Origin of the sequence: Pseudorhodobacter sp. MZDSW-24AT (genome assembly GCF_002794355.1) — a bacterium.
Lineage (GTDB): Bacteria > Pseudomonadota > Alphaproteobacteria > Rhodobacterales > Rhodobacteraceae > Pseudotabrizicola.
This window is the reverse complement of the sequence record NZ_PGOI01000002.1, coordinates 311,562-327,368: the sequence shown is the minus strand read 5'-3', so window position 1 is coordinate 327,368 and position 15,807 is coordinate 311,562. Positions and strand designations below refer to the sequence as shown.

Genomic DNA, 15,807 nt, shown 5'->3' with positions numbered 1-15,807 from the left:
TGAACAGATGAACGCGGGCGGCCTTTGGCATGGGTCAATCGCGCATCGATTCTTCGCGCAAGCCATCGGCGAGGAGGTTGAGGCCGAGGACGAGGCTCATGAGCGCGAGGGCGGGGACGACGGCGGGGTGGGGGTAGATCGACAGGAGGCGGCGGCCATCATCAATGGTGCTGCCCCAGTCGGGGGATTCAGGGGAGACGCCGAGGCCGAAGAAGCCCAGCGTGCCGAGAAGGATGGTGGTATAGCCGATGCGCAGGCAGAAATCGACGATCAGCGGCCCGCGGGCGTTGGGCAGGATTTCCCACAGCATGATATACCACGGGCCTTCGCCCCGGGTTTGGCCTGCGGCGACGTAATCGCGGGATTTCAGATCCATCACGATGCCGCGCACGATGCGGAACACGGTGGGGGCGTTGACGAAGACCACCGAGACGAAGACGTTCAGCAGGTTGGGGTCCATGGACCACAGGCCGGTGGGATCGGCGTTGAAGGCAAGGCCGGAATAGGCCCAGAGCCCGAGGGCGAGGGCCACGCCGACATAGAGGTTGCGCTTGGCGGGGGTGGTGAAATAGCGGCTGTTCAAGAGCACCGAGACGAAGATGACCGGGAACAGAAAGAGGATGGCGGCCAGCACCACCGGCACCCCGGTCTGGCGGATTTCCGGCGTGACGAGCAGGTAGAACAGCAAGATCACCGGGAAGGCCAGCACCAGATTGGCGATGAAGCTGAGCCCGGTGTCGAGCTTGCCGCCGAAATAGCCAGCCGGCAGGCCGAGGGTGATGCCGACCATGAAGGCGATGACAGTGGCGGCGGGGGCGATCGTGAGCACGCGGCGCGCGCCCATCACCACCCGGGAGAAGACATCGCGCGCGAGGTGATCGCCGCCAAGAAGATACCACGCATCGCTGCCCGGCACCGGGGTGCCGGGGCTGACGTTCTTCATCTGAGAGATCTGCGCCAGCGGGTCGAAGGTGATGATGAGATCGGCAAAGATCGCGGTGAAGACCCAGAACATCACGATGACAAAGCCGAGGATGCCGACGGTCGAGTCAAACAGCTTGCCATACAGCCCGAGGCGGCGGCGGAAGTGGAGCGAGAGCGCCACGGTGACGATCAGCGCGGCCCAGACCGGCCAGAACTGCACGGCCATCTTGGCGAAAATCAGGGGCCAGGAGAGAGAGTCCATGGGTGCGTCCTTAGCTCAGCCGGATACGGGGGTTCAGGAACACATAGCCGACGTCGGAAATGAGCTGGGTGACCAGCACGACGAAAACGGCGACGACGGAACAGGCAAGCAGAAGCTGGATGTCATTGTTGCCGGCGGCTTGCACCAGCGTCCAGCCGAAGCCTTTGTAATTGAACAGGGTTTCCACGATCACGACACCGTTCAGCAGCCAAGGGAATTGCAGCATGATGACGGTGAACGGCGCGATCAGCGCGTTGCGCAGCGCGTGTTTGAGGATCACTTGCGGGAAGGAGACGCCCTTGAGCCGCGCGGTGCGGATGTATTGCTGGGTCATCACCTCGGTCATGGAGGCGCGGGTCATGCGGGCGATATAGCCGATGCCGTAGAGCGCAATGGTCATCACCGGCAGGGCGAAGTTCCAGAAGGTGATCTGGTCGATGGCGGAGGTGGCGGTGCCCAGAAAGAGTGTGCGCCCCTCAATCCAGCCCCATTCGGCGAGGAGCGGCGAGAGGCCGGTGGTGGCCGAGGCGAAGATCACCACGAGGATCACGCCCGAGACATATTCCGGGGTTGCGGTGGTGGCGATGGCGAAGGTGGAGAGCACCCGGTCGGTGCGGCTGCCTTCGCGCATGCCCGAGAGCACCCCGATGAGGAGCGAGACCGGCACCATGACCAGCATCACCCAGAGCATCAGCCAGCCGGTGGCGGCAAGCTTTTCGGTGACGGTCTTGCTGACGGGTTCGCGGAACACGGTGGAGGTGCCCCAATTGCCTTGCAGGATGCCACAGAAGCGCGGCGCGGTTTCGGCGGTGAGCGTGCCTTGGATGCAGCGGCCGCGGGTCACGCCTTGGGCATCGGTGCGGACCCAGCCCGGCACCACGCCCAGCCATTGGCCATAGCGCATCACCATGGCGCCGCCATGGCCGTTGTTCTCGATCCAGGAGTCCACCGCCTCATCCGACATGCGGACCGAGCCTTCGGTGCGGGCGAGCTTTTCAAGGTTGGGCGCGAGATTGGTGAGGCAGAAGACGATGAAGCTGAGCGTCAGGGCCGTCAGGAACATCACGCCGACCCGGCGCAGGAGAAACGGGAGCATGGGGGATTCCTTCCCTTGCGGCGGCGGCGAAGGGTGGGGGCGTCAAGAGCGGCGGCGGGAGGAGCGCCGGGGCGGCGGCGATGCCGCAGCCCCGGCAGGCCGGATCAGGCCAGCGACCATTTGTAATGGTGGTGTTCAAACGACGGGTGCATGTCGATGTTCACCCCGGCGCGGGCATGGCGGTAGAGCGAGCGCCAGAACGGCTGGATGATATAGCCTTCGTCCTGCAGGATGGTTTGCAGCGTCACCATCACCTCGCGCCGGGCATCGGCATCGGCGAGCGAAAGCGCTTGGGTCATCGCCGCGTCAAACTCGGCATTGGCCATGCCGGTTTCGTTCCAAGACCCGGTGGAGGTATAGGCAAGGCTCATGTTCTGCACGGCCAGCGGGCGGTGGTTCCAGGTGGTAGAGGAGAAAGGATATTTCTGCCAGTCGTTCCAGAAGGTGGAGCCCGGCATCACGGTGCGCTTGATATTGGCGCCCGCATCGCGCAGTTGCGCGGCGACAGCATCGGTGGAGGCGGCTTCCCAGCCATCGTCGAGCGAGATCAGCTCGAATTCGGTATCGGCAAGGCCAGCGGCTTCGAGCGCAGGGCGCAGACCCGCGGGATCGATCGTCTGCTTGGGGATTTCGGCATATTCCGGGTGGACCGGGCAGGCGTGGTGGTTTTCTGCCGTGGTGCCAAGGCCGTTGTAGCCCAGTTCCAGAATGACCGCCGGATCGACCGCCTTCTGGATGGCCTGACGAACCGCCTTGTCCTTGTAGAGATCGCCATTGGCCGAGTTCATCCGCATCACGATGGTGGAGGCGGTGACGGCTTCGAGCTTGTTCCAGCCCAGACCATCGAGCACATCGATGAATTCGCCGGTGGATTCGTAATTGCAGTCGATCTCGTCGGAGCCGGCGAGGGCGACCATGGCGGCGGGGTCGGTGCCGAAATCGATGTAATGGATTTCATCGAGCGGAACGGTGCCGCCCCACCATGTGTGGTCGGTGTTGCGGGCAAGGATGGCGCGCTGGCCCACCGAAACCTCACGCGGGAGATAGGGGCCGGTGCCGATCGGGTTGGCCGAAGGATCGGAGCCGTCGACGTAAGACGCATGGGTCACGGCGGCAGGATAATCGGCGAGGTTGGCGATAACGGCCACGTCGGACATCGACATCACCAGTTGCACCGTCATGTCATCGACCTTGACCACCGCGCCGTCGCGCAGCGATTTGGTGTTTTCATCGACAAGCCCAAGGAAGCGCGAGGCCATGGCATTGCCTTCGACCGAGCCGTCGGTCCAGCGGGTGAACATGCGCAGCACGTCATCGGCGGTGAAGGCATCGCCGTTGTTCCAGGTCACGCCGGGGCGCACCTTCAGCGTGTATTGGGTTGCATCCTCGTTCGCTTCCCAGCTTTCCAACAGGCGGCCTTCGAAGCTGCCATCGGGGTTGTATTGCACGAGATATTCCAGCCAGCCGCGATAGACATTGGCGATATGCGGCCAGTCGGCGGTGCGCGGGTCTTTCTGCGCCTTCACCTCCATGCCGACGCGCAGGATGCCGCCCGTGGCGGCGGCCTGTGCCTGAACCGGCGCCTCGAGGCCCAGAAGCGCATAAGCGGCGGGCGCGGTGACGCCGAGCGCGGTGGCGCGCGAGAGGAATTCGCGGCGGCTGAGCTTGCCCGCTTGCGCCTCACGCGCGAGCATGGGGGCGGCCGGATGCAGGGCTCGGGTGGTGTCGGTCATCTCTTGTCTCCCTGATGGTCATGCCATCTTGATTTCGTTTTGCACGACTGCGCCGGACTGGGCCGAAGCGGGGCACGTCCAGTCTTGTGTTGCCCGGCGCGCATTGTGATGCACCGGGGCATTGGGCCCATTGCGCCTCACTTTAGGCTCCGCGTCAACGCCCGGAGTCGTCTCTTTGTGGCGCAAAAACGACATGGTGTCGACCGCTGCACAGAATTTTTTCCCGCAAAACGGGAAAATTCGCGGCAAAAATCAAGGATTTGCTTCAGATTTCCCGGCGGAAGGCGGTGGGAGAGCGCCCGGTGAGGTGCTGGAAGGACCGGGTGAAATAGGCGGGAGAGGCAAAGCCAAGCGCCTCGCCGATGCGGGCGACGGGCAGTTTGGTTTCGGCCAAGAGGCGGCGGGCTTCGAAGATCCGGCGGTCTTGCAGCACTTCGATGGCCGAGCGGCCACAGGCGATGCGGCAGCAGCGGGTGAGATGGGTGGGGGTGACGCCGAGCGCGGCGGCGAAGGCGCCGACCCCGGTGCCCTTGCGGAACTCTTGCTCCATCAGCGCGGTGTAGCGCGCGACCAGACGGCGGGCCGCATCGGGTTTGGGGGTTTCCGGCGCGGCCTTGACCGCCTGCCGTTCCAGCCAGACGCCGAGCAGCCCAAGGTAATGCCGTGTGGCCCGGTCATGGGCGGGAATGTCGCTTTCCATCTCGCGCTGGAGCGAATCAAGGATCACATTGACCTCTTGCTGGGCGTGCACCTCGCGGATTCGCAGGTGCTGCGCCGTTTCGGGCAGGGTCACATCGGTGTCACGCCCGAAGAAGACCGCGGTGCCAAACACCTGCGGCCCGACCTCGAAGCCATGCATGACGCCGGGCGGGATGAACACCGCATTATGTGCAGTATAGCCCCGGGTCACACCGGCAATGGTGATGCGGCCTTGCCCTTTGGTGAACCACAGCAGCATGGGTTCCGAGATCGCACGCATCGCCTCCACCCGCCAGCGGCCGCCCGCGGCCAGTCTCGGGATGGCAGTGACACGCAATTGGGACAGGGCGCGAGAGGTGTTCATGGCATCTGTTCGTTTGGGACTGCGAGGAGATAAGCAGCCCATCGCAGGCAACCCAAGCAAAATTATGACTTTCTCCACAGTTCCGAGGTGCCCCTGTGGATAACTTGCCGCGCCGTCCGGTTCAGGGCAACGCCAGCGCGGTCCAGTCCCGCATGCGGTTGCGCATCCAGGTGCGCTGGCGCTTGGCATATTGGCGGCTGGCAAGCTTGGCGGCGGCAATGGCTTGCGCGCGCGTCAGATCGCCGCGCAGATGCGCGATCAGCTCGGGCGCGCCGATGGCGCGGGCCGACGGGCGTTCGGGCTGCCAGAAGGGCGCTTCGGCGCGGGCCTCCTCCAGCGCGCCCTGATCCATCATCTGGTCGAAGCGGCGGTCGATGCGGGCATTGAGCCAGGCCACATCGGGGCGCAGCACCACCGCCTCGGCCTTGGCGCGCGGGATCAGCGGGGCGGGCGTGTCGGCCTGCCAGGCGGCAAGGCCGCGTCCGGTGGCCTGCAACACCTCCCAGGCGCGCTGCACGCGGGCCGGATTGGCCAGATCGATGCGCCGGGCGGTGGCGGCATCCAGCGCGGCCACCATGGCGGGCAGATCGGCCGCGCGCAGCGCATCTCCGGCCGCGCGCACTTCTGCCGGGATCTCGGGCACCTCGGCCAGCCCTTCGGTCAGCGCCAGAAAGTAAAGCCCGGTCCCGCCCACGATCACCACCGGCTGGTCCAGCACCTCGCGCAGCTCGCGCAGCCAATGGCCCACCGAATAGGGCTGATCGCGCCCGACATGGCCATAGAGCAGATGCGGCGCCGCCGCCTCATCGGCAACCGATGGCCGCGCCGTCAAAAGCCGCCAGCAGCCATAGACCTGCAAGGCATCCGCATTCACGATGCGCCGCCCGTCGCGCGCCGCAAGCTCCAGCGCCAGCGCCGACTTGCCGCTGGCGGTGGGCCCGGCGATCAGCACCGGTGCGTCGCGGGAAAGCTTGGCAATCCATGTCATCTGTTCAGAAATATCCCACGGGGGGCGCGGGGGGTGTGAAACCCCCCGCACCGACGCTCGTCACAGGTTGAACCCGCCGCCGTTTTGCGACATTTTGCGCGGCAGTCCAATCGCAAAAGAACCACACGAAGGAAAGCCCATGACCCCAGCGGCCCAGGAAAGCGGCGTGAAATACAACCGCGTCATGCTGAAAATCTCGGGTGAGGCGCTGATGGGAGATCAGGCCTATGGTCTGCACCCGCCCACGGTGGAACGGGTCGCGCGCGAGATCAAGGCGGTGCATGATCTGGGGGTCGAGATCTGCATGGTGATCGGCGGGGGCAATATCTTCCGCGGGCTGCAAGGCTCGGCCCAAGGGATGGAGCGCACCACCGCCGATTACATGGGGATGCTGGCCACGGTGATGAACGCGCTGGCGATGCAGGCCGCGCTCGAATCGCTGGGGGTCTACACCCGGGTGATCAGCGCGATCCCGATGGATCAGGTCTGCGAGCCCTATATCCGTCGCCGCGCCGTGCGCCATCTTGAGAAAAAGCGGGTCTGCATTTTCGCGGCGGGCACCGGCAACCCCTATTTCACCACCGATACGGCGGCGGCGCTGCGCGCCAGTGAAATGGCCTGCGAGGCGATCTTCATGGGCAAGAATGTGGATGGCATCTATGACAGCGATCCCAAGCTGAACCCCGATGCCAAACGCTATGGCGACATCACCTATGATGATGTGTTGCAGCGCAATCTCAAGGTGATGGACGCAAGCGCGATTGCGCTGTGCCGCGACAACCGGATGCCGCTGGTGGTCTTTGCTTTGTCCGAGCCCGGCGGGTTCAAAGGCATCATGGCCGGGCGTGGCACCTATACCATCGTGCACGACTGATCCGGCGGCGGGGGGCGCGCGGGGCTATACCCCTGCGCCCGCTTCGCATATAGAACAGAAAAACGCCTGCCGGGCCGGTTGCTTGGCCCGGGCGCTGACGAAGGGACGAACCGATGGCTGACGATTTCGAACTGGACACCGAGGATCTGGCGCGCCGCATGGACGGCGCCATCAACGCGCTGCGCACGGAATTTGCGTCTTTGCGCACGGGCCGGGCCTCGGGCTCCATGCTGGAACCCATTCAGGTGGATGCCTATGGCCAGATGACGCCGATCAACCAGCTGGGCACCGTCAACGTGCCTGAACCGCGGATGGTGACGATCAATGTCTGGGACAAGGGCATGGTCAACAAGGTGGAAAAGGCGATCCGCGAATCCGGGCTGGGCATCAACCCGCAGACCAACGGCACCATCATCATGTTGCCGATCCCCGAGCTCAACGAACAGCGCCGCAAGGAGCTGACCAAGGTCGCGGCCTCTTATGCGGAAAATGCGCGCGTGGCGGTGCGCAACCTGCGCCGCGACGGAATGGACCAGATCAAGAAGGCCAAGGCGGACGGCATTTCGGAAGACGACGTCAAGTTCTGGGAATCCGAGGTGCAGGAGATGACGGACAAATACATCAAGCTGGTGGACCAGACGCTTGAGGGCAAGCAGGCCGAGATCATGCAGGTCTGACCTGCGGCCTTGCCCGGGAGGGGGCGGGGCAGGGAAGTCTGGTTGCGGGCGGCAGGCCCGGCGCACAATGAGCACAAAGGGACAGGGCTTGGCTTTACGCGACACGGCACAGAAAGGGCAGGCCCGTCCGGCGGAACATGTGGCCATCATCATGGATGGCAACGGGCGGTGGGCCACGCAGCGCGGCTGGCCGCGTCTGGTGGGGCATCGCAAGGGGGCCGAGCGGGTCAAGGAAATCGTGCGCTGCGCGCCGGATCTGGGCATCCGTTGGCTGACGGTCTACGCCTTTTCCACCGAGAACTGGAAGCGGTCCACCGAAGAGGTGGTGGGGCTGATGTCGATCTTCGCGCGCTATATAGAGCGCGAGGCGGACAGGCTGGCGGCCGAAGGGGTGCGGATGCGCTTTATCGGCGACCGCACGCCGCTGAACCCCAAGCTGCGCCGCTTGATGGACGGGATCGAGGCGCGCACCGCGCCGTTCAATCGGCTGAACCTGACGGTGGCGATCAATTACGGCGGCCGCGATGAGCTGACCCGGGCGATGCGCGCGATGGCGGCGGATGTGGCGGCAGGGCGGCTTGCGCCCGAGGCGATCACGGATGCGCTGATCAGCGCGCGGCTGGACACGGCCGATCTGCCCGACCCGGATCTGGTGATCCGCACCAGCGGCGAGACGCGGACGTCCAACTATCTGCTGTGGCAGACCGCTTACGCCGAATATGAATTCACCCCCACGCTTTGGCCCGATTTCTCGCCTGCGGAACTGGCGCAGATCGTGGCGCGCTTTGGCAACCGCGAACGCCGCTTTGGCGGGGTCGTATCGGCATGACCGAGGCGATTGCCCGTTGGGGAGATTTGAAGAAGCGCGCGATTTCGGCGGCCTTCATGCTGGCGGTGGGCGCGGGCGAGCTGTGGCTGGGGGGCTTGCCTTTTTCAGTGCTGGTGATCGCGCTGACCGGGGTGATGTATTGGGAACTGGCCAATATGACCGCGCCCGAGCGCAAGCGCACGCCGGTGGCGATGGGTCTGCTGGCGGCGGCCTGTCTGGCCGGGGCGGAGCTGTTTCGCGATGATCTGGCCAGCACGCTCTTGATCTTGCCGGGGCTGGCGTTGGCGCTGACCCCGCGGCGGGACCGGCGGATTGCCACGCTGTACGGCATTGCGATCATGGTGGCGGGCTATGGGCTGATCGAGCTGCGCGGGCCCGGGGTTCCGGCGATCCTGTGGATCGTGACCATCGTGATCGTGTCGGATGTGATGGGCTATTTCGTGGGGCGGATCATGGGCGGGCCGAAGTTCTGGCCCGCGATCAGCCCGAAAAAGACGTGGTCCGGCACCGTGGCGGGCTGGGTTGGGGCGGTTGTCGTGTCGCTGATCTTCGTGGCGGCGGGCTATGCGCCTTGGCTTGCGGTGGTGCTGGCGCCGTTCGTGGCCTTTGCCGGGCAATTGGGCGATATTGCCGAAAGCTGGATCAAGCGGCGGTCGGGGGTGAAGGACAGTTCCAGCCTGATCCCCGGCCATGGTGGTTTTCTGGACCGGTTTGACGCGATGATCGGGGCGGTGGTGCTGATCATGCTGCTGGGGCTGTTCACCTCTTTGCCGATGCCCGCGCCGCTGGGGGGATAAGGATCATGCGCAGCATCTCGATCTTTGGCGCCACCGGATCGGTGGGGGAAAGCACCTATGACCTGATCTGCCGGGCGGGCGGGCCTGCGGCCTTTCGCACCGTGGCGCTGACGGGCGGGCGCAATGTGGCGCGGCTGGCCGAGATGGCGCGGACCTTGCGGGCCGAGGTGGCGGTTTGCGCGGATGAAAGCTGCCTGCCCGCCTTGCGCGCGGCGCTGGCGGGCAGCGGGATTGCGGTGGCAGCAGGAGACGCGGCGATTGCCGAAGCCGCCGACCGCCCCGCCGATTGGGTGATGAGCGCCATCGTGGGCGCGGCGGGGCTGGTGCCGGGGTTGCGCGCGCTGCGCCACGGGGGATGCCTTGCGCTGGCGAACAAGGAAAGTCTGGTCACGGCGGGGCCGCTGTTGATGGCCACCGCCGCCGCGCATGGCGCGCGCATCCTGCCGGTGGATTCGGAGCATTCGGCGATCTTTCAGGCGCTGGTGGGCGAAGACATCGGCGCGGTCGAGCGGATCATCCTGACGGCGTCAGGGGGCGCTTTGCGCGACTGGCCGCTGGAGCAGCTGGCGCGGGCCACGGTGGCTGAGGCCTTGGCGCATCCGAATTGGGCGATGGGGCAGCGCATCACCATCGATTCGGCGTCGATGTTCAACAAGGCGCTGGAAGTGATTGAAACGCGCGAGTTTTTCGGCGTGGACCCCGATCAGATCGAGGTGATCATCCACCCCGAAAGCCTGATCCATTCGCTGGTGGGATATCAGGATGGCGCGATCATGGCGCATCTGGGCGCGCCTGACATGCGCCATTCCATCGGCTATGCGCTGAACTGGCCCCAGCGCGCGCCGCTGCCGGTGGCGCGGCTGGATCTGGCGCAGATCGCCACGCTGAGCTTTCGGGCGCCGGATCTGGCGCGCTATCCGGCGCTGCGGCTGTGCCGCGCGGTGATGGCGCAGCGCGGGCTGGCGGGGGCGGTGTTCAATGCCAGCAAAGAGATTGCGCTGGACCGCTTTCTGGAGGGGCGCATCGGGTTCATGGACATGGCGGGGGTGGTGGAAGACACGCTTGCCCGGGTAATGCCGGAGATGTGCCTTGAAAGCGACGCGATGACCCTTGAGGACATCCTTGGCGCAGACCATCTTGCGCGCGTGCGGGCCGGTGAGGCCGCCACTGCGCTTGCGGCGCGGCGCTGAGACTGCAACCCATGCCCCGCGGGGCGGTGACACGAAGGATAGCCCTTGGATCTGATTGGTCTTGTTCCCAGCTTTGGTGGCCTTGTCTGGACGGTGATCGCCTTTGTGGTGGCGCTGTCGATCATCGTGGCGGTGCATGAATACGGCCATTACATCGTGGGACGCTGGACGGGCATTCATGCCGAGGTGTTCAGCCTTGGCTTTGGGCCGATCCTGTTTTCGCGGGTGGACAGCCGGGGGACGCGCTGGCAGGTGGCGGCGCTGCCCTTTGGCGGTTACGTGAAATTCCTAGGCGATTCCAACGCGGCCTCGGGCAAGGATGGGGCGGCGATCAGCGGGCTTTCCGCCGCCGAGCGGCGGCGGACCATGCATGGTGCGCCCTTGTGGGCGCGGGCGCTGACAGTGGCGGCGGGGCCTGCGTTCAATTTTGCCATGGCGCTGGTGATCTTTGCCGGCATGGTGCTGGTGCGCGGCGTGGCGACCGAAGAGGCGGTGGTGGGGCAGGTGCCCGCGCTGCCCTTTGAAGGACAGACCTTGCAGGCGGGGGACCGGGTGCTGGAGTTGGCAGGACAGCCGACGCCGGATCTGGCCGCGCTGGTGGCGGTGGCCGAGGGGCTGAGCCCGGCCGAGACGGTGCCTTATGTGGTGGAGCGCGCGGGCGCGCGGGTGGCCTTTGACGGGCCTTATCCCTTTCCGCCGCTGGCAGGCGGCGTGCAGCCGCAGACGGCGGCCTTTGATGCCGGGCTGCGGGCGGGCGATGTGATCCTTGCAGTGGATGGCACCGAGATTGCGGCCTTTTCCGAATTGCGCAGCATCGTCGGAGAGTCGGACGGGCAGGATCTGCGGCTGACGGTCTGGCGCGGGGGCGAGGTGTTCGAGGCGACGCTGACGCCACGGCGGATGGACATTCCGCGGCAGGGCGGCGGCTTTGAGACGCGCTGGCTGATCGGGTTGACGGGGGGCATCGGCTTTGAACCGGTGGTGCGCACGCCCGGCCCGCTGGAAGCGGTGGAGATTGGCGCGCGCCAGACATGGACGATTGCCACCACGTCTTTGTCGGGCCTGTATCATATGGTGACGGGCGCGATTTCCAGCTGCAACCTGCGCGGGCCGATCGGGATTGCCGAAAGCTCGGGCGCGGCGGCGAGCCAAGGGGCGGAAAGCTTTATCTTTTTCATCGCAATGCTGTCGGTGGCGGTGGGTTTGATGAACCTGTTTCCGATCCCGGTGCTGGATGGCGGGCATCTGGTGTTTCACGCCTATGAAGCGGTGGCTGGCAAGCCGCCTTCGGACCGGGCCTTGCAGGTGATGATGATGGGGGGGCTGGCGCTCCTGCTGTCGCTGATGGTGTTTGCGCTGACCAATGATCTGTTCTGCCCCTAAAGGGTCATAATCGGGCCGCATTCCCTGCCTATCCCGAAGGCGTTCAGTCGGGGAGTGCGCCATGAAGCTGGTGGTTCAAGGGTATCGTGGTTTGTCGTTTCTGGTCTGGCTGAACGCGGACCGGATTTTCAGCTTGGGCACCGTCGTCGCGGGATTGCTGGCGGGTGCGTTTTTGGGAAGCGTGATCCTGGGCTATTGAGCGTTTCGCGCGCGCGAAACCCGGCCATGCCCCGCCGGTTGCTGCACAGGTGCAACGCCCCGCCAACACAGGAAGAAATCCTGCCCGCAACGCTTTGACAACTCCGGTGCTTCCCGCTAGTGAAGACACAACAGATTGTTGAAGATGGGGCGTTGTCATGCACGATACAGCGGGTGCCGCGGCGAAAGCCTCGCGTGACGGGGCGCGTTTGCGCAAGCGTTTGCTGACAGCGCTTTTCCTTTCCACCGCAACGGCTTCGGCGTCGATCCTGATGCCCGCCTTTGCGCAGGAATATGCGTTCAATCAGGTGGTGATCGAGGGCAATCAGCTGGTCGACAATGCCACCATTCTTGGCTTTGCCGGAATCAGGCGCGGCACGGCGCTGACGCAGGCCGGGCTGAATGACGCCTATCAGGGCTTGGTGCGGTCGGGCCTGTTCGAGACGGTCGAGATCGAGCCGCGCGGGGCGCAGCTGGTGATCCGGGTGCAGGAATACCCGATTGTCAACGTGATCAACTTTGAAGGCAACCGCCGCATCAAGGATGAGGATCTGGCGCAGATCATCAGTTCGCAGCAGCGCCGGGTCTATTCGCCCAGCATGGCCGAAGCCGATGCCGCCGCGATTGCCGAGGCCTATCAGGCGCGGGGCCGGATTGCGGCGACGGTGGAGCCCAAGTTGATCCGCCGCAGCAATGGGCGGGTGGATCTGGCTTTCGAGATCACCGAAGGCCGCGTCACCGAGATTGAGCGTTTGTCCTTTGTGGGCAACCGCGCCTTCAGCGACCGCCGTCTGCGGCAGGTCTTGCAGACCAAGCAGGCCGGGCTGCTGCGCAACCTTATCCAGCGCGACACCTTTGTGGCCGAGCGGCTGGAGCTGGACAAGCAATTGCTGCGCGATTTCTATTTGGCGCGCGGCTATGTCGATGTGCAGGTCTCTGACGCATCGGGTGAGGTTTCGCGCGAGCGGGACGCGGTTTTTGTGAGCTTTTCGATCCGCGAAGGGCGGCAGTACCGCTTTGGCAATATCACCACGGTGTCGGAAGTGGACGGGGTGGATGCGGCCGAGTTCGGCGATCTGAGCCGCGTGCGGTCGGGCGTGCCCTATTCGCCGCTGGTGGTGGAAAACACCATCGCGCGGATGGAAAATCTGGCGCTGCGCAAGGGTTTGAATTTTGTGCGGGTCGATCCGCGCATCACCCGCAATGACCGCGACGGCACGCTGGATCTGCAATTCGCGCTGGTGCGCGGCGAGCGGGTCTTTGTGGAGCGCATCGACATCGAGGGCAACACGACGACGCTGGATCAGGTGATCCGGCGGCAGTTCCGCAGCGCTGAAGGCGACCCCTTCAACCCGCGTGAAGTGCGGCAATCGGCAGAGCGCATCCGGGCGCTTGGCTTCTTCTCGGATGCGCAGGTGGATGCACGCCCGGGTTCGGCCAGCGATCAGGTGATCGTGGATGTGAACGTGGAAGAGCAGCCCACCGGGTCTTTGTCGCTGGGCGCGAGCTATGGGGTGGATGCCGGGGTTGGCATCAACATCGGCTTCTCGGAGTCGAACTTCCTTGGCCGGGGGCAGGCGTTTTCGGTTGCGATCTCGTCGGGGTCGGATGACACCAGTTCGTCGATCTCGATCACCGAGCCCGCGTTTCTGGGGCGCGATCTGTCGTTGTCGCTGGGGGCGTTCTACAACCTGACCAACCAGAAGAACGCGATCTATGACACCGCCAATGTGGGGCTGCGCACCGCGCTGTCTTTCCCGGTGGGGGAATTGAGCCGGTTGGAAGTGCGCTATGGGCTGTCGAAGAACACGATCAAGAATTATCGTGGGCGTGACGTGGATGGCGACGGATCGATTGATCCGGAGACAGAGCTCAACCCGACGCTGCGAAGAGAATCGGCGCGGGATGGTGAGTTCACCTCGGCTTTGGGCTATACCTATAGCTATGACACCCGCGTGGGTGGGCTGAGCCCGGACCGGGGCGTGGTGTTCCGCTTCAGTCAGGATTTCGCCGGGCTGGGGGGCGATGCGAAGTATATCTCCTCGGAAGTTCAGGGGCTTGCCGAGCGCAAGGTGCTGAGCGAGGAAGTGACCTTGCGCGCGATTTTCGAGGCCGGGGCGATTTCGCCGCTGAGCGGATACAGCACGCGGGTGACCGAGCGCTATTTCGGCAATGGCAAGCTGCGGGGCTTTGAAGGCAATGGCATCGGCCCGCGCGATCTTGTGACGGGGGACGCGCTTGGCGGCAACTTCTATGCCGTGGCCCGTTTCGAGGCGGATTTCCCGATCGGCCTGCCCGAGGAATATGGGCTGAGCGGCGGGGCGTTTCTCGACGTGGGTTCGGTCTGGGGTTTGAAGGGCGATGTGGTGGATGCCTTGGGCGCGCCGATCGACACCGGTTTCAACCCGCGGGCGGCGGTGGGCGTTTCGGTGCTGTGGGATGCGCCGATCGGTCCGCTGCGCTTTAACTTCTCGCGTGCGTTGAAGAAAGAAGACTACGACAAAGAACAGAACTTCGACCTGACGATTTCGACGCGGTTCTGATGCGCGGTGGCGGTGCTGGGGTGGGGTTGCGCAGTGCGCTGATGGCGGCTGCGGTGGCGATGGCCACCCCGCTTGCGGCGCAAGTGACCACGCCCGCGCCGACGGATGGGCCTTCGGGAACGTTTTCATCCGTGGTGATGCTGGACCGCGAGCGGTTGTTCGAAGACTCGCAGATGGGACGGGCGATTCTGGCGCGGATCGAGGCGGCCTCGGCCGAGTTGATCGCCGAGAACCGTCGGCTGGAAGCGGCGCTGGAGGCAGAAGAGCGGTCTTTGACCGACCAGCGGGCCGCTCTGCCGCCCGAGCAGTTCAGAACGCTGGCGCGGGATTTCGACACCAAGGTGGAAGATCTGCGGGTGGCGCAAGAGGTGAAGAGCCGCAGCGTGACGCGGATGCGCGACACCGAGCAGCAGCGTTTCTTTGAACTGGCGGTGCCGGTTCTGGGGGCCTTGATGCAGGATCTGGGGGCGGTGGCGATCATCGACCGTTCGGCGGTGATCCTGAGCTTTGACCGCATCGATATTACCGATCAGGCGATTGCCCGGCTGGATGCGGAACTGGGCGACGGGGCGGCCTTGCCGCTGCCGCCAGAGGGCGGCGAGGCGCAAGGGCCGGTGCCCGAACAGGTGCCACAGGCGCCTGAGCCTGCGCCGGTGCAACCCTGAGCGGATGCTCTGCGCCTTGCTCTGGCGCGTTTCAATTGTTAGCAAAGCCTGAACAGTCGTGCCACGCGCGCGCAAGGAAAAGACGGGGACCGTGAATGACCGAGACTTCAATGGATGCGGCGACTGCCGCCGAGGGCCAGAGCGCAGACATCGCCTTGATCCAGCGAATCCTGCCGCATCGCTATCCGTTCCTGCTCGTCGACAAGGTGGTGGATATCCATATCAACAAGAGTTGCGTCGGCATCAAATGCGTGACGATGAACGAGCCGCAGTTTACGGGGCATTTTCCCGGCACGCCGATTTTTCCGGGTGTGATGATCATCGAAGCCATGGCGCAAACCAGCGGGATTCTGGTAGGCTTGTCGATGGATCTGGTCGACAAGAATGCGAATGTGTTTTTCATGGGCGTTGATGCTGTGAAATTCCGCCGCAAGGTGGTGCCGGGCGATGTGCTGGAGCTGCATGTGCGCGCCCTTCGCGGCGGCGGCCGGGTGTGGAAGTTTGAAGGCCGCGCCATGGTGGGCGACGAGCTGGCCTGCGAGGCCGAGTTCACCGCGATGTTCGACGTGCCGAAAAAGGCCTGAC

The 15,807-nt window shown here is 64.8% G+C and carries 15 protein-coding genes; 10 read left to right on the top strand and 5 right to left on the bottom strand.

The genetic code is table 11. The features are described 5' to 3' along the window. Positions 1-34 precede the first annotated feature (34 nt). The 5 genes from CUR21_RS03175 to miaA form a co-directional block, all read right to left on the bottom strand. Positions 35-1,186 carry an ABC transporter permease gene (locus tag CUR21_RS03175; protein WP_100195556.1) on the bottom strand — a complete coding sequence of 384 codons (1,152 nt, stop codon included), beginning with the start codon at positions 1,184-1,186 and terminating at the stop codon, positions 35-37. A 10-nt stretch (positions 1,187-1,196) separates the two neighbouring features. Continuing rightward, positions 1,197-2,282 (bottom strand): ABC transporter permease, encoded by a 1,086-nt coding sequence (locus CUR21_RS03170; RefSeq protein WP_100195555.1) that lies wholly within the window; start codon positions 2,280-2,282, stop codon positions 1,197-1,199. A gap of 104 nt (positions 2,283-2,386) precedes the next feature. Next, on the bottom strand, positions 2,387-4,015 hold the full coding sequence (locus tag CUR21_RS03165; RefSeq protein ID WP_100195554.1) for an ABC transporter substrate-binding protein: 1,629 nt from the start codon (positions 4,013-4,015) through the stop codon (positions 2,387-2,389). A 265-nt stretch (positions 4,016-4,280) separates the two neighbouring features. After that, entirely contained in the window at positions 4,281-5,078 is a 798-nt protein-coding gene (locus CUR21_RS03160; protein WP_100195553.1) for an AraC family transcriptional regulator, read from the bottom strand. Positions 5,079-5,199: 121 nt separating this feature from the next. After that, positions 5,200-6,066 (bottom strand): tRNA (adenosine(37)-N6)-dimethylallyltransferase MiaA, encoded by an 867-nt coding sequence (gene miaA, locus CUR21_RS03155; RefSeq protein ID WP_100195552.1) that lies wholly within the window; start codon positions 6,064-6,066, stop codon positions 5,200-5,202. 139 nt (positions 6,067-6,205) lie between these two features. Here miaA and pyrH point away from each other — a divergent pair, with 139 nt between their 5' ends. The 10 genes from pyrH to fabZ all read left to right on the top strand — a co-directional run bounded on the left by pyrH (position 6,206) and on the right by fabZ (position 15,806). Further along, positions 6,206-6,940, top strand: coding sequence for a UMP kinase (gene pyrH, locus CUR21_RS03150; RefSeq protein ID WP_100195551.1), 735 nt, complete (start codon positions 6,206-6,208; stop codon positions 6,938-6,940). A gap of 113 nt (positions 6,941-7,053) precedes the next feature. Next, a complete protein-coding gene (gene frr, locus CUR21_RS03145; RefSeq protein ID WP_100195550.1) occupies positions 7,054-7,617 on the top strand; it encodes a ribosome recycling factor in 564 nt (187 codons plus the stop codon). 67 nt (positions 7,618-7,684) lie between these two features. Beyond that, on the top strand, positions 7,685-8,446 hold the full coding sequence (gene uppS / locus CUR21_RS03140; protein WP_100195549.1) for a polyprenyl diphosphate synthase: 762 nt from the start codon (positions 7,685-7,687) through the stop codon (positions 8,444-8,446). Then, complete coding sequence (locus CUR21_RS03135; RefSeq protein WP_100195548.1) at positions 8,443-9,243, top strand: phosphatidate cytidylyltransferase; 801 nt, start codon at positions 8,443-8,445, stop codon at positions 9,241-9,243. The genes uppS and CUR21_RS03135 overlap by 4 nt, the downstream gene beginning before the upstream one ends. Positions 9,244-9,248: 5 nt before the next feature. Then, on the top strand, positions 9,249-10,433 hold the full coding sequence (dxr, locus tag CUR21_RS03130) for a 1-deoxy-D-xylulose-5-phosphate reductoisomerase (protein ID WP_100195547.1): 1,185 nt from the start codon (positions 9,249-9,251) through the stop codon (positions 10,431-10,433). Positions 10,434-10,478: 45 nt separating this feature from the next. Then, positions 10,479-11,816 carry an RIP metalloprotease RseP gene (gene rseP, locus CUR21_RS03125; RefSeq protein WP_100195546.1) on the top strand — a complete coding sequence of 446 codons (1,338 nt, stop codon included), beginning with the start codon at positions 10,479-10,481 and terminating at the stop codon, positions 11,814-11,816. Positions 11,817-11,877: 61 nt separating this feature from the next. After that, positions 11,878-12,015, top strand: coding sequence for a hypothetical protein (locus CUR21_RS18740; RefSeq protein ID WP_198431601.1), 138 nt, complete (start codon positions 11,878-11,880; stop codon positions 12,013-12,015). Between the two features lie 157 nt (positions 12,016-12,172). Next, positions 12,173-14,557, top strand: a complete 2,385-nt coding sequence (gene bamA, locus CUR21_RS03120) for an outer membrane protein assembly factor BamA (RefSeq protein ID WP_100195545.1) — start codon at positions 12,173-12,175, stop codon at positions 14,555-14,557. Continuing rightward, the gene (locus CUR21_RS03115) at positions 14,557-15,222 is read left to right on the top strand and encodes an OmpH family outer membrane protein (protein WP_100195544.1); all 666 of its coding nucleotides are present in this window, start codon (positions 14,557-14,559) and stop codon (positions 15,220-15,222) included. Before bamA ends, CUR21_RS03115 begins: the two co-directional genes overlap by 1 nt. 95 nt (positions 15,223-15,317) lie before the next feature. Then, positions 15,318-15,806, top strand: coding sequence for a 3-hydroxyacyl-ACP dehydratase FabZ (gene fabZ / locus CUR21_RS03110; RefSeq protein WP_232622664.1), 489 nt, complete (start codon positions 15,318-15,320; stop codon positions 15,804-15,806). The last annotated feature ends 1 nt before the right edge of the window (position 15,807 follow it).